Genomic DNA, 22722 nt, shown 5'->3' with positions numbered 1-22722 from the left:
TCAGGTACGACGGTCCAGGGCGATCACCACGATCGCCGGCAGTACGAGCAGCAACAGGACGATCAGCGCGACACGCAGCGCCAGATCGTCGACGAACGTCCAGATCAGAATCATCGCCGCCCCGGTGAGCAGCACGATCGCGGCGCGCTCACCCCGCGAGTGCCGGGCCAGCCGGCCCGTACGACCCCGTCGGACCTGCGGCGCCAACCGGCGCAGGACCGCGCGGCGGCGCTGGCGACGTGCCACCCGGCGCTGCCGGACCGCCCGCTCCCGTGCCAGCTCCGCCTCACGTTCCGCCCGCCGACGCGCGCGCTCGCGACTCACCGCGACGCCCGCCGATCCGACGACGGACGGCGTCGGCGCTCAGCCACCGGCGGGCAGGGTGGCGAGCCAGTTGCGCAGCAACGCGGCACCGGTGTCGGCGGATTTCTCCGGGTGGAACTGCGCCGCCGACAGCGGCCCGCGCTCCACCGCCGCCACGAAGTCGGTGTCGTGGTGGGCCGTGGTCACCAGCGCGCCCGCGCCCGCCAGCGCCGCCGGGTCACCCATCGCGTACGAGTGCACGAAGTAGAACCGGCTCTCGGCCGACAACCCGGCGAACAGCACCGACCCCCGGGGTGCGCGGACCGTGTTCCAGCCCATGTGCGGGAGGCGGTGCGCGGCCAACCGGATCACCCCGCCGGGCAGCAGCCCGAGGCCCTTGGTCACCACCCCGTGCTCCTCGCCGTGTTCGAAGAGCACCTGCATGCCCACGCAGATGCCGAGCACCGACCGACCCGCGGCCACCCGCTCCGCGATCACCGGCCCCGCGCCCAGCGCGTCGATACCCGCCATGCAGGCGGCGTACGCGCCCACGCCCGGCACCACCAGACCATCGGCGGCGGCCGCCGCGGCCAGGTCGTCGGTCACCCGGACGGTCGCGCCGGCCGCTTCGAGGGCCCGCTCCGCCGAGCGCAGGTTGCCCGAGCCGTAGTCGAGCACCACCACGTCGGGGGTCACGACCCCGACCCCGGAATAAGCCGGAGCACCCCGGCCGCCGTGGCGAGCAGCGCCAGCAGCCCGGTGACCACGACGGCGCCACGCGGAGCGCCCTGTCGGTGCAGCGACCACGCCCCACCCACCAGCACCCCGGCCAGGATCAGCAGCAACGTCGGCAACGCGGCTCCCATCAGAGCCACCTTCCATTCGCGACTGCGGGGCTCCGCTGCGCTGCACTCCTCGCGCTCATCAGAGGGCGCCCTTCGTGCTCGGGATCGCGCCCGCCGCCCGCGGGTCGATCGCGGTGGCCTCCCGCAGCGCCCGGGAAACCGCCTTGAACTGGGCCTCCACCACGTGGTGCGCGTCCGGGTTGCCACCGGGACGCGCCGCCCGCAGCACGTCGACGTGCAGCGTGACCCGGGCCGCCTGGCCGAACGACTCCCAGATGTGCCGGGTCATGCTGGTCGGGTACACCGGGCCGATGTACGGCGCGAGGACAGGCTCGTCGTGCACCACGTACGGGCGGCCGGACAGGTCCACCGCGGCCCGGACCAGCACCTCGTCCATCGGAACGGTCGCCGACCCGTACCGCCGGATGCCGGCCTTGTCGCCCAACGCCTGGTCGAACGCGGCACCCAGCGCGAGCGCCGTGTCCTCCATCGTGTGGTGTGCGTCGATCTCCAGGTCGCCCACCGTGCGGACGGTCAGGTCGTAGCCGCCGTGCCGGGCGATCTGGTGGAGCATGTGGTCGTAGAAGCCCACACCGGTGCTGATCTCGGCGGCGCCGGTGCCGTCGAGGTCGATCTCGACGAGGACCTTGGTCTCCTTGGTGATCCGCTCCACCCGGGCGGTCCGACTCATCACAGGGTCTCCATCGCAGTCAAGAAAACATCGGTCTCGGCGGGCGTGCCGGCTGTCACGCGCAGCCAGCCGGGCAGGCCGACGTCACGAACCAGCACACCCTGCTCCAGCAGGGCGCGCCAGACGACGGCCTGGTCGCCGCCGACCTCGAACAGCACGAAGTTGGCGTCGCTGTCGGCCACCCGCAGACCGCGACCGCGCAGCGTCGCCACGATCCGGTCCCGCTGCGCCATGACCGCAGCCACCGTACCGAGCAGGGCGTCGCGGTGGGCCAGGGCCGCCCGGGCGGCGGCCTGGGTCAGGGCGGACAGGTGGTAGGGCAGGCGGACGAGCTGCACCGCCCGCACCACCGCCGCGTCGGCGGCCAGGTAGCCGAGCCGGCCACCGGCGAAGCCGAACGCCTTGCTCATCGTGCGGGTCACCACGAGCCGCGGGTGGCCGGGCAGCACCGCGAGGGCGCTGACCGTGCCGGGCCGGGCGAACTCGGCGTACGCCTCGTCGACGACCACCATTCCGGGCGCGACGTCGAGCACGGCGGCCACGACCGCCGGGTCCAGGGCGGTGCCGGTCGGGTTGTTCGGTGAGCAGAGGAAGACCACGTCGGGCTGGTGCTCGCGGACCTGGGCGACCGCCTCGGCGGCCGTCAGCCCGAAGTCGACGCCGCGCCGCGCCGGCACCCACCGGGTGCCGGTGCCGAGGGACAGCAGCGGGTGCATCGAGTACGCCGGGACGAAGCCCAGCGCGCTGCGTCCCGGCCCTCCGAACGCCTGGAGAAGCTGCTGCTGGATCTCGTTGGAGCCGTTCGCCGCCCACACCTGCTCGACGGTGAGTTCGTGCCCGAGATAGCCGGCCAGGTCGGCGCGCAGCGCCACCGCGTCCCGGTCCGGGTAGCGGTTGAGGTCGCGCAGTTCCGCCGCGAGCGCCTTGCCGATCGCCTCGACGACCGGCTCCGGCACCGGGTACGAGTTCTCGTTGGTGTTGAGTCGCACCGCCACGTCGAGCTGCGGCGCCCCGTACGGCGTCAGCCCCCGCAGGTCGTCGCGGATCGGCAGATCGTCGAGATCGCTCACGCCGACGCTCCCGGGAAGCGGGCCTGCACGGCCTGACCGTGCGCCGGCAGGTCCTCCACGTTCGCCAGGGTGACGACGTGCGGCGCGACGTCACGCAACGCGGCCTCGGTGTACTCGATCAGGTGCACCCCGCGCAGGAACGACTGCACCGACAGACCGGACGAGTGCCGGGCGCAGCCGCCGGTGGGCAGCACGTGGTTGGAGCCGGCGCAGTAGTCGCCGAGCGACACCGGCGACCAGGCACCCACGAAGATCGCTCCAGCGTTTCGCACCCGCAGCGCCCACTGGCGGGCGTCGACGGTCTGGATCTCCAGGTGCTCGGCCGCGTACGCGTCGACGACCCGTAGCCCCGCCTCCAGGTCGTCGACCAGGACCACGCCGCTCTGCTCGCCGGTCAGTGCCGTCGTCACCCGCTCGGCGTGCTTGGTGGCCGGCACCTGCCGGGACAGCTCCGCCTCGACGGCCTCGACGAGCGCCAGGGAGGGGGTGACCAGCACGCTCGCCGCGAGTGGATCGTGCTCGGCCTGGCTGATCAGGTCGGCGGCGACGTGCGCCGGGTCGGCGCTGTCGTCGGCCAGGATGGCGATCTCCGTCGGGCCGGCCTCAGCGTCGATGCCGACCACACCGCGCAGCAACCGCTTGGCGGCCGTCACCCAGATGTTGCCCGGGCCGGTGACCAGGTCGACGGGCTCGCAGCGCAGTTCGCCACCCGGGTCGACGGCAGACCCGTACGCCAGCATCGCGACCGCCTGCGCACCGCCGACCGCGTACACCTCGTCGACGCCGAGCAGCGCGCACGCGGCGAGCACCCGGGCGTCGGGCAGGCCGCCGTTGTCCTTCTGCGGCGGGCTGACCACCACCAACGAGCGCACGCCGGCCGCCTGCGCCGGGACCACGTTCATCACCACCGTCGACGGGTACATGGCCAGACCGCCGGGGACGTAGAGGCCGACCCGGTCGACGGGCAGCCACCGCTCGGTGACGGTGCCGCCGGGCACCACCTGGGTGACGTGGTCGGTACGCCGCTGGTCGGCGTGCACCTTGCGGGCCCGGCTGATCGACTCCAGCAGCGCGGCACGCACCGCCGGGTCGAGCACCCCCTCGGCCTCCGTGATCGCCTCGACGGGCACCCGCAGCACGTCCGGCGAGATGCCGTCGAACCGGACACTGGCCTCCCGGATCGCCGGGTACCCATGCTCACGGACCGCCTCGACGAGCGGCTTGATCCGCTCGACGGCCACCGACACGTCGAGCTGGGCACGGGGCAGCAGACGGCGCGGGTCACCGAGACCCTCGCGCAGGTCGATCCGATTCAGCACTCTAAGGAGTCTAGGCGGCCCGCCCGTCGCCCACCCCAGCCGCCCGCACGGCGGGACGGTGAGCCGGGCCACGCCGTCGCGGGCGCGATTGGTTAGGCTCGACGACGTGACCGCACGGCTGCCGGTGTTTCCGCTCGCAACGGTGCTCTTTCCCGGGTTGGTGCTGCCGCTGCACATCTTCGAGGAGCGCTACCGCGCCCTGGTGCGGCATCTGGTCGATCTGCCCGAGGGCGCGCCGCGTGAGTTCGGCGTGGTGGCCATCCAGGCCGGCTGGGAGGTCGCCCCCACCGGGCCCGGCGCCCGCACCGGCAACGGTGTCGGTGACGTCACCCTGCACGAGGTGGGGTGCACCGCCGAGCTGCGCCAGGTCACCGAGCTGGCCGACGGCGGCTTCGACATCGTCACGGTGGGCCGGCGCCGCTTCCGGATCGCCGACGTCGACGACGCCTCCACGCCCTACCTGACGGCCGCGGTGGAGTGGCTGCCCGAGGCCAACGGGCCGGACGAGGTGGCCGACCTGCTCGCCACCCGGGTGATCGCCGTGTTCCGGCAGTACCTGGGGTTGATCCGCCCCGACCCGGAGGAGATCTCCGAGCAGCTTCCGGAGGACCCGACGGTGCTGTCGCACCTGGTGGCGGCCACCGCAGCTCTGACCGTCGACGACCGGCAGCGGCTCCTCGCGATCGACGACACCGCCGCCCGGCTGCGCGCCGAGCTGCGCCTGCTCAACCGCGAGGCGGCTCTCCTGCGCCAGGTGCGGGCGGTTCCGGTGCCGTTGTCGGAGCTGGCGTCCCCGCCGACACCCAACTGAATTCCGCCGGTTCCGGCTCCGGACGCAACGACGGCCAGCGGGACCAGCCCGCCAGCAGGGTGTACGTGGCGGCGGCGCCGAACGCCGGCAGCAGCAGGTTGCCGTGCGGCACGGGCAGCACGTGCAGGAGCCAGTCGATTCCACCGGCCCGCAGGTCGGCCGGTTTGGTGAAGGCCTGCCCCGCCGGGGCGGTCTCCAACAGCCGCTCGAAGGTCGCCAGCCCGACCCGACGTCCCACCTGCCAGGCCACCGGGGCGGCGGCCAGCGCGCCCAGCACCGCGCTGAGCAGCCCAACGGGCCCGCGTCTCCGGCGCAGCAGGAACCACAGGGCCAGCGCCGCGAGCACGCCGAACGCCACCCCGAGCAGGCTGAACCAGCCGTCCGCGGCGATCGGCTGCTCCGGCTGGGGCTCTGCGTAGATCGCGCCCTCGGCGACCTTGAGCACCGGGGTGTCCGGCGCGAGCGCCGCCCAGAGCAGCCCGAGTGGCGCGCCCAGCACGGCCAGGGCGAGCGCGGCGCCGAGCACCGTGGTCACCGTCCGCAGCGGCCGGCGCGGCTCGTCGAAGGTCAGCTCCAGCGGGCTCTGGTACGCCGACGAGGCGGGATTCCCGTCGGGGTCGGACCCGAGCGGCGGCCAGGCCGGCGCGCTCGACGCGGGCGGCACGGTCGACTCGGCGGACATCGCCGAATCGCTCGGCGCAGACGGCGTGGTCGACCCGCTGGGCGTCGGCGGCACGGCCGACGCCCGGGGTGGCGCGGGCCGGTCGTCGGGGGTCTCGGCGGGCCGCTCAGGGTCGGAGTTGTCCGGGCTCACCCGATGATCCTCTCAGGCCCCGCTACCGACCGGAGCGCCGGTGGCGGCGAACCAGCTCACCGGGCGAACGGCTCGGCCATGGCCGCCGCGGCGCGCAGCCACGCCTCACGGGTCTCCGGCTGGAGCTGGTGGTATTCGATCGACGAGCCGGTCTCCAACGCCGGGTCGTACGGCACCACGGCCACCGCGCGGGTACGCGTGGCGAAGTGCCGTTCCAGGTCGTCCTGGAGGGACGAGCGGCCGGGGGTCGGGCAGGAGATGAGGGTGACCGCGTTGTCGGCCAGTTCGCCCATCCCCTCCTCGTGCAGCAGGTCGAGCATCCAGTCGGCGCTGAACGCCGCGTCCTCGCGGGGCACCGTGGTCACCACCAGTTGGTCGGCGGCGTGCATCACGGTGCGCCAGTTGGCGCTCTCCACGTTGTTGCCGGTGTCCACGCAGATCACGTCGTGCGTACGCCGCAGCAGCTCGAGGACCCGCTTGACGGTGAACTTGTCGAGCCGCTGGGCGAAGCGCGGGCTCTCCTCGCCCGCCAGCACGTCGTACGAGCCGTCGGAGGCGTGCCGCAGGTAGTCGTCCAGCCGCTCCAGCAGGGTCTCGCTCTCCAGGATCTCGATCTGGGCGAGGTCGCTGATCAGGTGCCGGATGGTGCGGGCATGACGGGCGCTGCCGGCGCGCAGTCCGAGGGTGCCGCGCAGCTCGTTGTCGTCCCAGGCCAGTACGCCCCGCCCCCGCACGCTGCCGATGGTGGCGGCGGCGAGCACCGTGGCGGTTGTCTTGTGCACCCCGCCCTTGGGGTTGGCGAAGGCGAAGACCCGAGGTGTGCCCAGGTCGCGGCGGAGCACGCCGGTGGAGCGCTCCAGCTCCTGGTCGACGCCCTGCGGACGCCACTCGATCCGGGCCGGGTAGCCGCGCTCGGCGAGGGCCGAGCCCGGGGCCGTGGTGACCGGCAGGGCGGGCGGCGGCACGACCGGTGACGGCGCGACCGGTGGCGGCGCGACCGGTGGCGGCGCGACTGCGGGGGCCCGCGGTGTCAGCGGCGGCGCGGAGGCCGGATAGCCGGTCTCCGGCTGGTAACCGGTCTCCAGCAGCGCGTACCGCGACTCCCCGGCGGGGTTGCCCTGCCGGTAGCCGTTGTCCAGGATGGCGTACCGCGATTCCGGCTCGGCCCGGTGCGGCGGCTCGGGCTCGGCCGGATAGCCCGGGTCGGCGCGGTAGGTGGGTTCGGCACGGTGACCGGGCTCGGCACGGTACGTCGGCTCGGCGCGGTAGTCCGGCTCGGGCTGGTAGGCGGGCTCGGCACGGTACGCGGGCTCGGCGCGATAGTCCGGCTCGGACCGGTACGCCGGCTCGGCACGATAGTCCGGCTCGGCACGGTACGCCGGCTCGGACCGGTACGCCGGCTCGGCGCGATAGTCCGGCTCCGAGCGGTACGCCGGCTCGGCACGATAGTCCGGCTCGGCACGGTAGGCGGGGTCGACCCGGTACGTCGCCTCGGCCCGGTAGCCGGGCTCCTGGCCGTACGACAGATCAGCCGGATGCCCGATGGCCGGCGCGCGCCCCGCGTAGCCGTTGGGGGCCGCGCGTCGCGGCAGTGGGTCCGGGGGCGCCTCGTCGGTCCGGCGCTCGGGCTCGGGCTGCTCCGCTGCCCGACCGCCCAGCCGGGCACGGTCGAGCAGCGCCCGCCACCTCGGCGCTGGTTCGGCCGGCCGGCCCCAGCCGGTCTCGCTGCCCTCCACGGCCCGCCCTCCCAGCGCCATCGCTCTCTGCCTGACAGGCTACGAACCAAACCCTATTCGGACCACACCTGAGGACGCACGCCACCCGGCGTAGATCACGACGGGGAGGGTGCCACCAAGCCGGCGCCGGTCGCGTCCGGGGAGGTGGTGACAGTTGGCGGGGCAGGCTCGGTGGCCTCCACCGACGACGGCTCGGGTGGCGCAATCGTTACGAGCGGTGCGGGTTCCGACGATTCGCCCATCGGCACCGGCGGCCTCGGTGTGCCCGGCGTCGACCCGTCGCTCGCGCGCGGCGTCGGCGTCGGGCTCGGCCCGGTGTCGACCGGCGGCCGGACCACGTCGCTCTGCTCGGGCAGTGGCGGCGTGAAGACCGTACGGTCGAGTCGGTACACCTCGGGCGCCGGATCGACGGCCCGCACGTCCGGACGGGAGGCCACCCGGCGCAACGCCTCCGGTGCCGCGCGCACCACCGCCGCGTACACGCAGGCGCACCCGGCGCGGTATGCCCGCGCCTCGGCGCTCGCCACGTCGGCGCCGACGACGTACCGCTCGCGAAGCTCACGCTCGGCGGCGCCGTCGCCGCGCACCGCGGCGGCCCGCGCCCGGTAGTCGGCGGCCTCGCCGTCCTTGCGCGCGGCCACCCGCTCCATCTGCGCGACCACGTCGTCGGGTACCCGCAGGGCGGGCATCCGGACGATCTCGGTCTGCCGACCGGGCAGCGGCACCCGCCCGAAGACCGTCGAGACCGGGACGTCGCCGAGCACCGTCGCCAGTCGGTGCGGCGGCACGTACGCGTCGAGCGTCACCAACGCGTACGTGCCGTCCACGGCGGCCGGAGCGGTCGGACCCAGTGCGGCCAGGTCAGCCGCCGCGGAGCTGAGGTAGCCCGGGACGGAGTCGCCGTCGGCCACCCCCACGCGGGTCACCTCGCCCACGGTCGGGTCGCTCACCGGAGCGTCGTCGACCGTCCAGAGGGCCGTGCCCAGCACCGCCGCCGCCGAGAGCACGGCGACCCAGGTGAGCGCCCCGGAGCGCGTCGGACGCTCACCGAGACGGGCCACCGCCCGGGTCAGCGGCGGCAGCAGCCGTTGGTCCAGCTGCCGCAGCAGGTCGCCGGCGCGCACGGGCGAAATCCCCTCGTCGGATCGATGTCGGGTGGTCGCCGCTCAGTCACGCAGGATCTCAAGCGCACGTTCCAGATCGTCAGGGTAGTCGCTGACGAACCGGACCTCGTCCCCCGAACGGGGATGCAAAAAGCTCAGTTCGCGGGCGTGCAACCACTGACGGGACAGTCCGAGACGGGCCGAGAGGGTGGGGTCGGCACCGTAGGTGAGGTCGCCCACACAGGGGTGCCGCAGGGTGGAGAAGTGCACCCGGATCTGGTGGGTCCGGCCGGTCTCCAACCGGACGTCGACAAGGCTGGCGGCCGGGAACGCCTCGATGGTGTCGTAGTGGGTGATGCTCGGCTTGCCGCCGGACACCACCGCCCAGCGGTAGTCGTGGGTGGGGTGCCTGTCGATCGGCGCGTCGACGGTGCCCCGCAGCGGGTCCAGGTGACCCTGCACCACGGCGTGGTACCCCTTGTCGACCTCGCGGTACTTGAAGGCCCGCTTCAACGCCGTGTACGCCTGCTCGCTCTTGGCCACCACCATGATCCCCGTGGTGCCCACGTCGAGGCGGTGCACCACGCCCTGGCGCTCGGCGGCGCCGCTGGTGGAGATGCGGTGGCCGATCGCGGCGAGCGCGCCGATCACCGACGGGCCGGTCCATCCCGGGCTGGGGTGCGCGGCCACACCGACGGGCTTGTCCACCACGACGATGTCGTCGTCGGCGTACACGACGCGCAGGCCCGGCACCGCCTGCGGCACCACGGTCGGCGGCGCGACCGGGGCCGGCAGCGTGACGTCCAGCCAGGAGCCGGCCTTGACCTTGTGGGAGTTGGCTCGGGCAGTACCGTCGACGAGGGCGTCGCCCGCGTCGACGAGGGCGGCCGCGGCGGTCCGGGAGAGACCGAACAGCCGGGACACGGCCTGGTCCAGGCGCATGCCGTCGAGGCCGTCGGGTACGGGCAGGGATCGGTGGTCGCCGCCAGCGGCGAAGGCGGAGGTCATGCCCGCTCCCTCTGCTCGGCACCGGCGGTGGCGTCCGCGTCGCCGGTGGCGCCGTCACCGCCGGCCCGTCGGCCGTCGCGTTGACGGCCGGTCAGCTCCAGCAGTACGGCCAGCACCACGCCGCAGACGAGCGAACTGTCGGCCAGGTTGAACACCGGGAAGTACTCGCCGTACGGCCCGAAGACGCTGATCATGTCGACCACGTGGCCGTGGAAGGGGGCGGGTGCCCGGAAGATGCGGTCCGTGAGGTTGCCCAGCGCGCCACCGAGTACCAGACCGAGGGAGATCGCCCACGGCAGCGAGCGCAGCCGCAGCGCCATCCAGACGATCCAGCCGACCACACCGATGGTGATCAGCGGGAACACCCAGGTGTAGTCCGCCCCGATGCTCCACGCGGCGCCGCTGTTGCGGGTCAGGCTCAGGTAGATCAGCCCGCCCAGTATCCGGACCGGCTCACGGTCGGTGAGGCCGGCCAGCGCGAGGTGCTTGGTCACCAAATCGGCCAGCAGGGCCACCAGGGCCACTCCGGCGAGGATCGCGACAGCCCGGGGACGGGCCTTGCCGCCGTCCGGGTCGGTGCGGCCGGGTTCGGCGGGCGGTGCTGCGGTCATGCGCTCCCCATCGAGGTGTCTCGGCGGTGATCGCTCACCGTCTCATCGCAGACGGGGACCGGCTTTCAGCGCCGCTCCTCCAACTGCTTGCACGTCACACAGAGGGTGGCCGACGGGAAGGCGGCGAGGCGCTCGACCGGGATCGGGTTGCCGCACCGCTCACACCAGCCGTAACCACCCTCGTCGAGGCGCTCCAGGGCGCGCTCGACCTGCGTGATCCGTTCCAGAATGCTGTTGGCGAGAGAGATCTCCTGCTCCCGCTCGAACGTCTTGGTGCCGGTGTCGGCCTGGTCGTCCCCGGCCGAGTCCGTCAACCGATCGCGCTGCAGCTCGGTGATCTCGCTCAGCGTCTGATCGTACTCGGCGCGCAGCTCGTCCCGCCGCGCCGCCAGGGCCGCCCGGATCTTCTCGGTCTCCGCCGCGCTGCGGGTGGCCTTGGCCACCGGCTTGCGGCCGGCGGTCCTGGTGTCGGCTGGCTTCGCCATGGGTCGCTCCCTCGGCCGGGGAGCCGCGCGGTCGCGGCACCTGGTCAGGGGGCGCCGACGAGGCGTCCCCTGAGTACGAAAAGGGGCGCACGGCAACAATGGCCGCGCACTCCGGAGGTTGGCAAGAATACGGAACGTACAGGCGTCCGACAACGTGGCGCACCGTCGCACCGCTCAACCGCCCCGAGCCCTGCCTAACTGGGGCAAAGGGAACGCTAGCAGATCAACCGACCGCTTCATCTCCGTACTCGCCAAACCATCGGGCCAGCCGACCCCGTCGGCTGACCGCCCGCAGCCGCCGTTCGGCGGCGTCGCGCACCCCACCGGTGGCGACGATCAGCAGGCTGTCGCCAGTCTTCAGCCGAGTGTCCGGGCCGGGCACGAAACCCACCCCGTCGCGCAGCACCAGGGTCACCGAGGCACCCAACGGCAACCGCAGCTCGTCGACGTGCACGCCGGCCAACCGGGAGCCCGGAGGCACCTCGAGTTGCAGCAGGTCGGCGCGCATCCGCTCGAGCGGGGCGGTCTCCACGTGGATCTCGGTGGCCTCGGCGGGCGCGGTGGTCCCCAGCCGACGGGCCAGCGGACCGAGCGTTCCGGTCTGCACCAGCGTGAAGATCACCACCAGCACGAACACCGCGTCGAAGAGGCGTTCCGCTCCCGGCACCCGTTCCGAGAGCGGAATGGTGGCCAGCACGATCGGCACCGCCCCACGCAGCCCGGCCCAGGACAGGAAGACCTGCTCCCGTAGGCCGACCCGGAACGGCAACGCCGAGACGGCCACCGACAGCGGCCGGGCCAGCAGCACCAGCGCCAGACCGGCGACCACCGCCGGCAGCACCGCCGCGTCCAACCGGCCCGGCGCGACCAGCAACCCGAGCAGGACGAACAACCCGATCTGCGCGAGCCACGCCAGCCCGTCGGCGAAGCCGAGGATCGCCTGCCGGTGCGGCAGACGGGCGTTGCCCAGCAGCACCCCCGCCACGTAGACGGCGAGGAAGCCCGAGGCGTGCAGCACGGCACCGGCGGCGTACGCCAGGATGGTGATCCCCACCGCCGCGATCGGGTACAGCCCGGCCGACGGCAGCGCGGCCCGGCGCAGCGCCCACGTGCCGGCGAGGCCCGCACCCACGCCCACCGCCGCGCCGACGCCCAGCTCGTAACAGACCAGCGCGACCTCGTACCACCACGGATGCGACAGACCCCGATGCGACAGCAGCACCACCAGCAGCACCACCGGGGCATCGTTCATGCCCGACTCGGCCTCGAGCGTGGCGACCAGCCGGGGCGGCAACCGCAGCCGCCGCAGGGTGGCGAACACCGCCGCCGCGTCGGTGGAGGAGAGCACCGCGCCATAGAGCAGCGCCAACCGCCAGTCCAGACCCAACAACAGGTGTACGGCGACGCCGACCAGCACGATGCTGACGACCACACCGACCGTGGAGAGCGCGGACGCCAGCCCGAGCACCGGACGCAGGGTGCTCCACCGGGCGGTGAGGCCACCCTCGGCGATGATCACGATCAGCGCGCAGAAACCGAGGGTCCGGGTCAGCTCGACGTCGTCGAAGCGGATGCCCAGCCCGGCCTCGCCGATGGCCACGCCGAGCGCCAGGTAGACCAGCAGGCTCGGCACCCCGAGGCGGCTCGACAGCCGGACCGCGCCGACCGCCACCAACAGCACTGCCGCGCCGAGCAGCAACGCGATGTCCAGCCCGGGCGTCACGGTTGCCGGGCCCGGGCGGTCCTCACCCCGCGGCTCCGTCGCGCAGTCGGCGCAGCACGTCGGACAGCTCGGGGGCGGGGCGGTCTACGAGGAAGAGCTTGTCCCGGCTGGCCGCGCCGGTGCGCAGCGACACCGTCGCCGGTCGGACACCCAGCGCGGCCGCGAGGGCGCGGCGGGCCGCCTCGGTCGCCTGGCCGTCCACCGCACGCGCGTGGACGGCGATCACCAGGGCGGGGCCGTGCGGGCCGTCGAAGCGTCCGCCGACGGCGTCCCGGGAGGCGCCCGGCTTCACCCGTACGGCCACGGTGAGGGCGTCCTGCGGGGGCACCGGCAGCTCAGATCGGCCGGGCGTCGGTGAGCAGGGCGGTGGCCGGCGCACATGCCGCGCAGGGCGTGAAACCGAGCTCGACGGCCTCGGCGACCGGAAGCGTCTCGGGAATCCGGCCGATCAGGTGCGCACACGCGGCCAGGTGGTAGCGGGGTCGCCCGTCCACCACCTCGACGGGGTCGGGCAGCCGGGCGACGCGGGCCGCCTCGGCGGGGGTGATCGGTTGCTCCGCGGGCTCGTCGGCCAACGTGTCGGCGGCCGCGGCGTCGGCCCGGTACGCCTCGTCGGTGCGCGCCACGAACGGCGACGCCGGACTGACCGGGTCGGGGTCGAACGGCGGCTCGGGTGGTTGCCGCCACCCGGTGCCGCCGTTACCGACCGTCGAAGGTACATGCTGGACCGGCACATCCAGCTCGGCCAGCGGTGGACCGTACGCGGCACCCGGCTCGGCCTGACTGGCCGTGCGGAATGCCGTGCGCTCCTGCGGGCCGACCCGACCGGGGTCCGCCGCAGCGCGGTTGGCGGCTGCCTGGCGGGCGCCCACCACCAACGCCACGGCGGCCAGCAGACTGGCCGCGATGGAGATGGTCAACAGAATGCTGGAACCGCCGGCAAGACCGAACACCAGCAGAACCACGGCGACGAGGATGAGCAGGAGACTCGCGACTATCACGGCTCACCCCCGCCGCGTCGTACCGTCCAGGCGGGGCCGGCGACCGTCACCATCTGCGGAGAACGATCGCCGGCCGGTGCTCAGCGTCCGGCTTCGAGGGCGCCGGAGCGCCCGCCGCCGTACGAGCCGGCGAGGCCCGCCGCGGCCAACCCGTTGCCGCCGGCAACCCGGCCTGCCTCGGATCGGGTCATCTCGGCTTCGAGGCCCTGGCCACGACCGTCGAGGTCCCGCAGCTGGCTCTCCAGGTACGCCTTGAGCCGGGTGCGGTACTCACGCTCGAACTGCTTGAGCTCCTCGATGTGCTTCTGCAGGGCCGTGCGCTTGGCGTCCAGGCCGCCCATGGCCTCCTGGTGCCGCTGGCGGGCGTCCCGCTCCAGAGCGTCAGCCTTCGCGCGCGCCTCGCGGGTCACCTCCTCGGCCTTGCTCCGCGCCTCGGACAGCAGGCTGTCGGCCTCGCGACGCGCGTCGGACACGTGGTCGTCGGCGGTGCGCTGGGCCATCATCAGCACCCGCAGCGCCTGCTGCTCACCGTCACCGGTGACGCCGGCCGGACCGCCGGTCGCACGGACCTGCTCCAGCTCGGCCTGCATGGCGCGGGCGGCCTGCTCGGCAGCGGACTTGTCGCGCTGGACCCGGTCGAGCTGGGCCTTGACGTCGTTGAGCTCCGCTGCCAGTCGGGCGTCGCCGCCGGGGCCGGCGGGGGCACCGCCACGGCCGCCGCGCTCCACCTGGGCGCGCAGCTCGTTGTTCTCCTCGATGAGACGGGCGAGCTCGCGCTCTACCTCGTCCAGGAAAGCGTCGACCTCCTCCTCGTCATACCCCCGCTTGCCGATCGGCGGCTTTTTGAAGGCGACGTTGTGGACGTCGGCCGGGGTCAGCGGCATCGAAACTCCTCGGGTCAGTTGCGGCCGCGAAAGCGCGTCGGTCATCAGGCAGATGCCCTGATCGACGGCCCTAACACGAACTCCATCAGCACGAACAGGATAACCAGGAGCACAAGGGAGGCCAGGTCGATGCTCACGGTACCAATTCGCAGCGGAGGGATCACACGCCTCAACGCGTTGAGAGGGGGATCAGTGACGCTCCACACGGATTCCAGTCCTGCTGCCGCTCCGCGCCCCGGCTGCCAACGGCGGCCGTACTGGAGGACGGCGCTCAACACGAACCGGGACAGAAGAAGAAGCAGGAACACATAAAGGACCAGGTACAACACTTGCAGCAAGATCGACAACACGGTCAGCGACGTCCCTCGGATCGGGCGGGGTCAACTCAGACTGAAAAAACCACCCTCAGCGATCTTGGCCTTGTCCTCAGCGGTGACCTGGACATTGGCCGGTGAGAGCAGGAACACCCGATTGGTCACGCGCTCGATCGTACCGCGCAGCCCGAACGCCAGACCGGCCGCGAAGTCAACCAGACGGCGGGCGTCGGCCTCGTCCATCTCGGTGAGGTTGATGATCACCGGCACGCCGTCGCGGAAGTGCTCCCCGATGGTGCGCGCCTCACGGTAGGTGGTCGGGTGCAACGTGGTGATCTGGTAGCGCTGCTCCTCCTCGGGCACGACCACGCGCTCACGCGTCACGGCCTGCGGCGCGAGGGCCAGGTTGTCCCGCGTGTGGTAGGTCAGCGCGCCCGACGTCTCGCTGGCCGAGGACCGCGTGATCGACCGTACGCTCGACCGCTCGGCCCGCTCCGGACGTTCGGTGTCACCACGGTCGGACTCGGTGGCCCGGCCGGTCGACCGCTCGGAGAGTCGGCCCCGCTCACTCGCGCGCGGCCGGGGAGCCGGCGGCTCCTCGGTGTCGTCGTCGTCCTCGTCGGCGAACTCCTCCGCGTACCGGCTCTGCCGGTAGCGCGAGTCACGGTAACCACCCTTGTCGTAGTCACCGTCGTCGTAGGCCCGCTCGTCGTCTTCCTCGACGAGACCGAGCCAGACCCCCGCCTTGCGCAGTGCACCCATCCCGCGCCCTTCCGTCCGCCGTGCGGCACTCGCCCCCGTGCCGTGTCGCCCGTCGCGAGTGGACAACCATGCCCCTCGGACCGGAACCGCAATCCCCCTGACACGCGATTCGCGTCGCGTGTCACGACCCCCACAAGGATCCGCCGCCCCTGAAACAACACTGATGTAATTTGCCTGTCTCGCGGTCAGGCTACCGCAGCGTGGAACGCATTCCGAGCAACGCGCTACCGACGCGGACATGTGTCGCGCCGTAGCGGATCGCTATTTCCAGGTCGCCGCTCATTCCCGCCGACAACGCTGTCGCTCCCGGATGGACCGACCGAAACGCCTCGGCGATCTCGGCCAGCCGGGCGAAGGCCCGCTCCGGCGGCCAGCCCAGCGGCGCGACCGCCATGAGACCGGTCAGCCGCAGCGCGGCAGCGTCGGCGACCGCCGCGGCTACCGCGTCCAGGCCGGACTCCGGATCGGCCGACCCGGGCAGAGCCCCGCCCCGCGCCGGGTCACCGTCGATGCTCACCTGGAGCAGGGCGTCCAGCGGCCGTTCCCGCTGCGCCGCCGCGCCGTCCAGGGCCCGGGCCAGCCGTACGCTGTCCACCGAGTGCACGACGTCGGCATAGCGGACCACCGACCGGGCCTTGTTGCGCTGCAACTGCCCGATGAAGTGCCACCGTGGACGCACCCCGGCGGCGGCCACCTCGGCCGACTTGCCGGCGGCCTCCTGGTCGCGGTTCTCCCCCATGTCGGTCACCCCGAGCCCGGCCAACGCCACCACGTCGCCGGCCGGGTACGTCTTGGTCACCGCGATCATCGTGACGTCGCCCGGGTCCCGGCCCGCCTGGACGCACGCGTCGGCGATCCGGGCCCGTACCGTCGCCAGGCCGGCCGCGAGTTCGGCGCGCCGGTCCGGTCGTACCGTGGCTGAGCTGTCGGTCATCGGCGGCGCTCAGGAGCCGTTCTTGAGGAAGTCGGGCACGTCCACGTCGTCGAAGAGCACCCGGCGCGGCGACTGGGCCGGGGCCGGCAGGGTCGCCGGCGGCGGCACCGGGGTGTTCTGCGGCGCCGGCTGGTTGGTGTTGGTCTTGCGGGTCGGCTCGGCCGCCTTGTAGGCGGGCGTGCCGCCGTCGAAGCCCGCCGCGATGACCGTCACCCGCACCTCGTCGCCGAGCGCGTCGTCGATGACCGCGCCGAAGATGATGTTGGCGTCCGGGTGGGCCGCGTCGGTGACCAGCTGCGCCGCGTCGTTGATCTCGAAGAGGCCCAGGTCGGAGCCACCGGCGATGGAGAGCAGCACGCCACGCGCGCCGTCCATGCTCTGCTCGAGCAGCGGGCTGGAGATGGCCGCCTCGGCCGCCTCGACCGCGCGGTTCTCGCCCCGGGCGCTGCCGATACCCATCAACGCGCTGCCCGCGCCGCTCATCACGCTCTTGACGTCGGCGAAGTCCAGGTTGATCAGACCAGGGGTCGTGATCAGGTCGGTGATGCCCTGCACACCGGAGAGCAGTACCTGGTCGGCGGTGCGGAACGCGTCCATCATGCTGATGTTGCGGTCGCCGAGCGCCAGCAGCCGGTCGTTCGGGATGACGATCAGGGTGTCGCACTGGTTGCGCAGTTCGTCTATCCCCGACTCGGCCTGCACCTGGCGGCGCTTGCCCTCGAAGGAGAACGGCCGGGTCACCACGCCGATGGTCAGCGCGCCGAGCTTGCGGGCGATGTTCGCCACGACGGGCGCGCCGCCGGTGCCGGTGCCGCCACCCTCGCCGCAGGTCACGAAGACCATGTCGGCACCCTTGAGCACCTCCTCGATCTCGTCGCGGTGGTCCTCGGCGGCGTTCTTGCCCACATCCGGGTTGGCACCCGCGCCCAGCCCGCGGGTCAGCTCGCGGCCGACGTCGAGCTTGACGTCAGCGTCACTCATCAGCAACGCCTGGGCATCGGTGTTGATCGCGATGAACTCGACGCCCTTGAGCCCAACCTCGATCATCCGGTTGACGGCGTTGACGCCGCCGCCCCCGATGCCGACGACCTTGATGACCGCCAGGTAGTTGTGCGGAGGTGTCATCTCCGGTCCTTTCCCTTCGAGATTGGCTTCGGCCGACCGGGTACGGTGTGGCCAGCCCAGCGGCCGACGACAGCGCCACCAGTGAGGATCAGAGGTGAACCCTCACCCTCTACTAGAGGCTTACAGTTATGTCAACCACTGATCCTCTTCGGGGCAACGTAAGCGCCGCCGCGCCAGGAGCCAAGGACCCGACCGGCGTGTCGCCGGCCGGAGCGCGACTCGTCACGTCCGCAGCCCCGCTCACCGGTCAGCGGAAGGTCACCACGTCCGGCGCGCTGACGTCGATCCGCTCGCTGTCCTCGCCGAGCAGCGCGGTGGCCACCCGGGCCTTGTCCGTACCCCGCGTGGCGTCGCCCCAGAACACCGTGCGGTTCTTCCGCAGCTTCAGGCTGATGCGGGCCAGGCCCTCCACGCTCACGTCCACCAGCTCGGCGCGCAGTTGCGGAGTCAGCGCGGCGAGCACCTCCAGCGCGGCCCGCGTGTCCGGGTCGTCGGCGGCGGGACGGACCACCCGCACCAGCGGCAGCCCGGCCGGGCGACGGGCCACCGTCTGGAACGCCACGCCGCTGCGGTCGATCAGGGCGAACGCGTCCGCCTGCGGCACCACCGCCACCGCCGTCCGCTCGGTCACCCGGACCACCAGCGTGCCCGGCCAGTCCCGGGACACCGTGGCCCGCTCCACCGGCGCCAACCCGCCGACGCGACGCGCGGCGGCCGCCAGGTCGACACGCGCCAGCGGCACCCCGTCGGCCACCCCCACCGCGTCGCGTACCTGCACGTCGGTGACCAGCTTGGCACCCTCCACACGGACCGAGCGGACCCCGAACAGCCCGGTGCCGAGCACCGTCCAGGCGATCAGCCCGAGCAGCGCGAGCACCCCGGCGGCCACCGCCCACGGAAGTGCCGCCCGCATCCGGCGCTGCCGGGCACGGGCCATGAATCGGCGGGTCGACGCCGGCACCGCGTCGCTGCTGGCGCGGACCAACTGCCAGCGCCGGACCGGACCGCGCCGCGGGCCGCCGCCGCTGTCGGAGGCGTTGGTCCGCCCGCGGGCGGGGCCGGGGCTCATCCGGCCGTGGGCGCCGCGCCGTCCGGTGCGGCGGCGCCGCCGAGGGCCGCCCCGTCGCCACCGGCGGTGGACCCGCCGGGCACCGGCTGGCCGATCGCCGGCGTCGTCGCCACCGGGTCGACTGTCGCGGTCGGGGCGGCGCCGGCGGTACGCGCACCGAGGGCGGCCAGCAGTTCGTCACCCATCAACGAGATCGGCGGCGCGCCCATGGTCACCACGACGTCGCCCGAGCCGGCCCGACGGACCACCTCGCCCGGCGCGGCATCCCAGGAGTCGACGAACACCTTACGGTCGGCGGGCAGGTCCACCGCCGCGATCAGCGCCGCCGAGCCCTCGCCGGGCTGACGCAGCTCGCCCGGCCCGAAGACCTCCAACAGCACCACCTCGTCGGCGATGGCCAGCGCCTCGGCGATCTCCGCCTGGTTGTCGCGGGTTCGGTACAGCCGGTATGGCTGGAAGACGACGATCAACCGCCCGTCCCCGGCCACCTCGCGCAGCGTCTGCAACGCCAACATGATCGAGGTCGGGTGGTAGGCGTACTCGTCGTAGACCAGCACGCCGTCCGCGACGCCCTTGCGCTCGAAGCGCCGCCGCACGCCGGGGAAGACCGCCAGCGCGGCCTCCGCCGCCTCCAGCGGCAACTTGAGCAGGTACGCGGTCAGCACCGCCGCCGCGCTGTTGAGCCCCATGTGCCGGCCCGGCACCGGAAGCCGGAACTCGCCCAGCGACTGCCCGTCGATCTCGGCCAGGTAGCGCACACCACGCGCGGAGGAGACGACCTCGGTCAGCCGCAGGTCGGCGTCGCTCGCCGCCCCGTAGGTGAACACCCGCCGCCCCTCGGTGCGCAGGGTCTCGGCCAGCCGGCGACCGCCCGGGTCGTCGGCGCAGGTGATGATGAACCCGTTCGGGTCGGTGAGCCGCGCGAACTCCGCGAACGCCGCCTCCAGCGTCGCGAGGTCGCCGTAGGTGTTCAGGTGGTCCGGCTCGACGTTCGTGATGACCGAGACGTACGGGCGGTAGATGAGGAACGAGCGGTCGCTCTCGTCCGCCTCGACCACGAAGTGCTCGCCGGTGCCGTGGTGGGCGCCCGAGCCGACCTCGGAGATCTCCCCACCGATCACGAACGACGGGTCCACACCGGCCTGCTGGAGCACCATCGTGACCATCGAGGTGGTGGTGGTCTTGCCGTGCGTACCGGCGACCGCGATCGCCCGGCGGCCGGTCATCGCCGCGGCGAGAGCCTCCGACCGGTGCAGCACCCGCAGGCCGCGGCGACGGGCCTCGACCAGCTCCAGGTGGTCCTTCGGAATGGCCGAGGAGTAGACGACCGTGTCCACCCCGTCGAGGTTCGTCGCCTCGTGGCTGAGGTAGATGGTGCCACCGAGCGCCCGCAGCCCCGCCAGCGAGGGCCACTCGCGCAGGTCGCTGCCGGACACCCGGATGCCCCGGGTGAGCAGCAGCCGGGCCACGCCGAGCATGCCGACCCCGCCCACGCCGATCAGGTGGACGGCGCCCAGGTCCTCGGCGGTGAGCGTGCCGGCCGGGGTGAACTGCGCGGTCACCGGGCCACCGCCTCGAGGACGAACGAGCGCAGCGCCTCGTCGCCGTCACGCCGCCCGTACGCGGACGCGGCGGCCCCCATCGCGTACAGCCGTTGCGGGTCGCGGATCAACGGGATGACCGCGCGCTCCAGCCAGTCCGGGGTCAACTCCGCGTCGTCGACGAGCAGACCACCGCCGGCCTCCACCACGGGCAGGGCGTTGCGCTTCTGCTCCTGGTTGCTGTGCGGGTACGGCACGTAGATCGTCGGCAGGCCGATCGCGGCCACCTCGGCGACGGTCATCGCTCCGCCCCGGGCCAGCATCAGGTCGGCGGCGGCGTAGCCCAGCTCCATCTCGGACAGGTACGGCAGCGTCACGTACGGGACCGGCAGGTCGGTGGGGATGGGCACCGGCTCGTTGCGGGCGCCCATCACGTGCAGCACCTGCACACCGTTGCGGGCCAGCTCCTTGGCCGCGCCGGAGACCGCCAGGTTGATCGAGCGGGCGCCGGACGAGCCACCCGCGACGAAGAGCACCGGCAGGTCCGGCCGGAGGCCGAACCGGGCGCGGGCGGCGTTGCGCTGCGCGTACCGGTCCAGCGAGGCGATGCTGCGCCGCAGCGGCACACCGACCACTGTCGCGTCGCGCAGCGACTCGGCCTGGCTCGGCTGGTGCGGGAAACCGACCGCGATGTTCTTGGTGAACTTCATGCCGAGGCGGTTGGCGACGCCCGGCGGCACGTTCACCTCGTGGATCACCATCGGCAGCTCGCGCCGCCACGCGGCCAGGTAGGCCGGCACCGAGACGTACCCGCCGAAGCCGACGACCGCGTCGGCCCGCACCTCGTCGATCACCTTGCCCGCCGCGCGGGCCGCGGTCCACATCCGGCCCGGGGTACGGACCAGGTTCATGTTCACCGACCGGGGCAGCTGGTACGCCGGGATCTGCCGCAGGTCGTAGCCCTGCGGCGGGATCAGCTCGTTCTCCATGCCCTTGGGTGTGCCGAGGCAGGTGATCCGGACGCCCGGGTCGTGTCGGCGCAGGCAGTCGGCGAAGGCGAGCAGCGGGTAGATGTGCCCCCCGGTGCCACCTCCCGCGAGCACCACCGAACGCAGCGGACCCATCAGCGTCTCCTCTCGCTCGCCGTACCCTGGCGGCTCCGGCCCTGCCGGACACCGCGCGGTACGGCCTGGTCGTCCTCGCGCCGCCCGCGGGACCGGGGCACGGACCCTCGGCCAGCCGGCGGCGTCGCCGGTCGGCGACGCCGGCCGGGAAGCGGCGGCAACGGGGCCCAGAGTAGTCGGACCCACCGGGCCGGCGGACGGGCATGCAGTGCTCTGGCCGCATCGGGTTCGGCGCGGGCGAAGGACGCCAGCATCCCGATCGCCGCCAACGTCACGACCAGGGCACTTCCGCCGTCGGAGATGAACGGCAGCGGCAGGCCGGTGATCGGCAGCAGCCCGACCACCCCACCGACGTTGATCACCGCCTGGCTCACCAGCCAGGTCGTCACCGCGGCGGCGGCGAGCCGCCGGAAGGGGTCCTCGACCCGTCGGGCGATGCGCAGACCGGTGTACGCGAGCACCGCGAACAGGCTCAGCACCACCGCGCAGCCGATCACCCCCAACTCCTCGGCGATGATCGCGAAGATGAAGTCGTTGTGCGCCTCGGGCAGCCAGTCCCACTTGAGGCTGCTCTTGCCCAGCCCCACGCCGAACCAGCCGCCGTGCTCAATGGCCAGGCGGCCCTGGTAGAACTGGTAGCAGGGGTCACCACACCGATCCGGTGGCGGCGGATTGAGAAAGAGCGTCAGCCGCGCCAGCCGGTAGTTCTCCGCGCCGCGCTCGCCCGAGCCCGCGCCCAGCGAGGCGACCGCCACGAGCAGGCCGACGCCGAGCAGACCGACCGCGGTCAGCGCGCCGAAGACGCGCGTCTGCACCCCGGCCGCCCAGAGCAGGCCGACGACCAACGCCAGCAGGCAGAGCATGGTGCCCGTGTCGTTGTAGCCGACCAGCACGAACAGCAGGCCCATCACCGGGAAGAGCGGCGTGGCCAACTCCCGCCACCAACCCAGCGCGGCGCCCTTGCGGGCGATGACGTGCGAGCCCCACAGCACCAGCGCGAACTTGGCCAACTCGGAGGGCTGCACCTGGATCCCGCCGACGAACAGCCAGTTCAGTCGCGCCTCGACCGGCCCGAACACGACCGACTTCAGATGGGCGAGCCGGCCGTAGGCCACCAGCAGGTTGAGCAGCAGCAGCAGCGCCACCGACGTGTACAGCAGCGGCCGGCCCAGCGAGCGGTAGGTGCTGGCGGGCAGGCGCTGACACACCCAGAACGCCCCGATGCCGATCACCGCGAAGATGGCCTGCTTGGTCACCGAGGCGGACGCGTTGCCGTCCTCGGCGTAGTCCTTCACGCTGGTCGCCGAGAAGACCATCGTCAGACCGATGAGCAGCAGCAGACCGGCGCTGGACAGCAGCAGGTAGTAGGACGCCAGCGGCCGGTCCAGCAAGCCACGCAGCGCGGCCAGCCCGCCGGCCGCGTCCAGCCCGCGCAGCGGCGGTGGCGTT

25 protein-coding genes are annotated in these 22722 nt (G+C 73.0%); 1 reads left to right on the top strand and 24 read right to left on the bottom strand.

The features are described from left to right. Genes ACGFH9_RS09630 through hisD form a run of 6 tightly spaced genes read right to left on the bottom strand, consistent with a single transcriptional unit; the run spans position 1 to position 4228 of the window. Complete coding sequence (locus ACGFH9_RS09630; protein ID WP_355236707.1) at positions 1-324, bottom strand: hypothetical protein; 324 nt, start codon at positions 322-324, stop codon at positions 1-3. A gap of 39 nt (positions 325-363) precedes the next feature. Then, positions 364-999 (bottom strand): imidazole glycerol phosphate synthase subunit HisH, encoded by a 636-nt coding sequence (gene hisH, locus ACGFH9_RS09625; protein WP_393217144.1) that lies wholly within the window; start codon positions 997-999, stop codon positions 364-366. Continuing rightward, positions 996-1169 carry a hypothetical protein gene (locus ACGFH9_RS09620; RefSeq protein ID WP_393217143.1) on the bottom strand — a complete coding sequence of 58 codons (174 nt, stop codon included), beginning with the start codon at positions 1167-1169 and terminating at the stop codon, positions 996-998. The genes hisH and ACGFH9_RS09620 overlap by 4 nt, the downstream gene beginning before the upstream one ends. Before the next feature lie 58 nt (positions 1170-1227). Beyond that, entirely contained in the window at positions 1228-1839 is a 612-nt protein-coding gene (gene hisB, locus ACGFH9_RS09615; protein ID WP_393217142.1) for an imidazoleglycerol-phosphate dehydratase HisB, read from the bottom strand. Continuing rightward, complete coding sequence (locus ACGFH9_RS09610) at positions 1839-2909, bottom strand: histidinol-phosphate transaminase (RefSeq protein WP_393217141.1); 1071 nt, start codon at positions 2907-2909, stop codon at positions 1839-1841. Before ACGFH9_RS09610 ends, hisB begins: the two co-directional genes overlap by 1 nt. Further along, positions 2906-4228 (bottom strand): histidinol dehydrogenase, encoded by a 1323-nt coding sequence (gene hisD, locus ACGFH9_RS09605; RefSeq protein ID WP_393217140.1) that lies wholly within the window; start codon positions 4226-4228, stop codon positions 2906-2908. Before hisD ends, ACGFH9_RS09610 begins: the two co-directional genes overlap by 4 nt. Positions 4229-4334: 106 nt before the next feature. On the opposite strand from hisD, the gene ACGFH9_RS09600 reads away from it, so the two are divergent. After that, positions 4335-5039: an LON peptidase substrate-binding domain-containing protein gene (locus tag ACGFH9_RS09600; protein ID WP_393217139.1), complete on the top strand. Its 705-nt coding sequence runs from the start codon at positions 4335-4337 to the stop codon at positions 5037-5039. On the opposite strand, the gene ACGFH9_RS09595 is transcribed toward ACGFH9_RS09600, so the two are convergent. The 18 genes from ACGFH9_RS09595 to ACGFH9_RS09510 all read right to left on the bottom strand — a co-directional run bounded on the left by ACGFH9_RS09595 (position 4954) and on the right by ACGFH9_RS09510 (position 22682). Next, positions 4954-5721, bottom strand: a complete 768-nt coding sequence (locus tag ACGFH9_RS09595) for a DUF2567 domain-containing protein (RefSeq protein WP_393217184.1) — start codon at positions 5719-5721, stop codon at positions 4954-4956. The two genes, ACGFH9_RS09600 and ACGFH9_RS09595, sit on opposite strands and share 86 nt — an antisense overlap. A 188-nt stretch (positions 5722-5909) precedes the next feature. Further along, entirely contained in the window at positions 5910-7610 is a 1701-nt protein-coding gene (locus tag ACGFH9_RS09590) for an AAA family ATPase (protein ID WP_393217138.1), read from the bottom strand. 74 nt (positions 7611-7684) lie between these two features. Beyond that, entirely contained in the window at positions 7685-8713 is a 1029-nt protein-coding gene (locus ACGFH9_RS09585; RefSeq protein ID WP_393217137.1) for a hypothetical protein, read from the bottom strand. 42 nt (positions 8714-8755) lie between these two features. Further along, entirely contained in the window at positions 8756-9700 is a 945-nt protein-coding gene (locus ACGFH9_RS09580; RefSeq protein WP_393217136.1) for an RluA family pseudouridine synthase, read from the bottom strand. Next, positions 9697-10311, bottom strand: a complete 615-nt coding sequence (gene lspA, locus ACGFH9_RS09575) for a signal peptidase II (RefSeq protein WP_393217135.1) — start codon at positions 10309-10311, stop codon at positions 9697-9699. Before lspA ends, ACGFH9_RS09580 begins: the two co-directional genes overlap by 4 nt. A 65-nt stretch (positions 10312-10376) precedes the next feature. Continuing rightward, positions 10377-10796 (bottom strand): TraR/DksA C4-type zinc finger protein, encoded by a 420-nt coding sequence (locus ACGFH9_RS09570; protein ID WP_007463005.1) that lies wholly within the window; start codon positions 10794-10796, stop codon positions 10377-10379. A 223-nt stretch (positions 10797-11019) separates the two neighbouring features. Then, positions 11020-12519 carry a potassium/proton antiporter gene (locus tag ACGFH9_RS09565; protein ID WP_393217134.1) on the bottom strand — a complete coding sequence of 500 codons (1500 nt, stop codon included), beginning with the start codon at positions 12517-12519 and terminating at the stop codon, positions 11020-11022. A 22-nt stretch (positions 12520-12541) separates the two neighbouring features. After that, complete coding sequence (locus ACGFH9_RS09560) at positions 12542-12853, bottom strand: DUF167 domain-containing protein (RefSeq protein ID WP_393217183.1); 312 nt, start codon at positions 12851-12853, stop codon at positions 12542-12544. Between the two features lies 1 nt (position 12854). Next, positions 12855-13520: a hypothetical protein gene (locus ACGFH9_RS09555; RefSeq protein ID WP_393217133.1), complete on the bottom strand. Its 666-nt coding sequence runs from the start codon at positions 13518-13520 to the stop codon at positions 12855-12857. Positions 13521-13600: 80 nt separating this feature from the next. Further along, entirely contained in the window at positions 13601-14404 is an 804-nt protein-coding gene (locus tag ACGFH9_RS09550; RefSeq protein WP_355049472.1) for a DivIVA domain-containing protein, read from the bottom strand. Positions 14405-14448: 44 nt separating this feature from the next. Further along, on the bottom strand, positions 14449-14754 hold the full coding sequence (locus ACGFH9_RS09545; RefSeq protein ID WP_355049471.1) for a YggT family protein: 306 nt from the start codon (positions 14752-14754) through the stop codon (positions 14449-14451). Between the two features lie 30 nt (positions 14755-14784). Continuing rightward, the gene (locus ACGFH9_RS09540; protein ID WP_355236660.1) at positions 14785-15480 is read right to left on the bottom strand and encodes a cell division protein SepF; all 696 of its coding nucleotides are present in this window, start codon (positions 15478-15480) and stop codon (positions 14785-14787) included. A 190-nt stretch (positions 15481-15670) separates the two neighbouring features. After that, on the bottom strand, positions 15671-16414 hold the full coding sequence (locus tag ACGFH9_RS09535) for a YggS family pyridoxal phosphate-dependent enzyme (protein WP_393217132.1): 744 nt from the start codon (positions 16412-16414) through the stop codon (positions 15671-15673). Positions 16415-16423: 9 nt separating this feature from the next. Next, positions 16424-17539 carry a cell division protein FtsZ gene (gene ftsZ / locus ACGFH9_RS09530; protein WP_355236654.1) on the bottom strand — a complete coding sequence of 372 codons (1116 nt, stop codon included), beginning with the start codon at positions 17537-17539 and terminating at the stop codon, positions 16424-16426. Positions 17540-17786: 247 nt separating this feature from the next. After that, a complete protein-coding gene (locus ACGFH9_RS09525) occupies positions 17787-18608 on the bottom strand; it encodes a cell division protein FtsQ/DivIB (protein WP_393217131.1) in 822 nt (273 codons plus the stop codon). Further along, positions 18605-20170: a UDP-N-acetylmuramate--L-alanine ligase gene (gene murC, locus ACGFH9_RS09520; protein WP_393217130.1), complete on the bottom strand. Its 1566-nt coding sequence runs from the start codon at positions 20168-20170 to the stop codon at positions 18605-18607. The genes ACGFH9_RS09525 and murC overlap by 4 nt, the downstream gene beginning before the upstream one ends. Beyond that, a complete protein-coding gene (gene murG, locus ACGFH9_RS09515; protein WP_393217129.1) occupies positions 20167-21273 on the bottom strand; it encodes an undecaprenyldiphospho-muramoylpentapeptide beta-N-acetylglucosaminyltransferase in 1107 nt (368 codons plus the stop codon). Before murG ends, murC begins: the two co-directional genes overlap by 4 nt. After that, positions 21273-22682, bottom strand: coding sequence for an FtsW/RodA/SpoVE family cell cycle protein (locus ACGFH9_RS09510; protein ID WP_393217182.1), 1410 nt, complete (start codon positions 22680-22682; stop codon positions 21273-21275). The genes murG and ACGFH9_RS09510 overlap by 1 nt, the downstream gene beginning before the upstream one ends. Positions 22683-22722 lie beyond the last annotated feature (40 nt).

Origin of the sequence: Micromonospora sp. NPDC049102, from assembly GCF_043197485.1 — a bacterium.
GTDB lineage: Bacteria > Actinomycetota > Actinomycetes > Mycobacteriales > Micromonosporaceae > Micromonospora.
The sequence above is the reverse complement of the archived record's forward strand: the minus strand, read 5'-3'. Positions and strand labels throughout refer to the sequence as shown.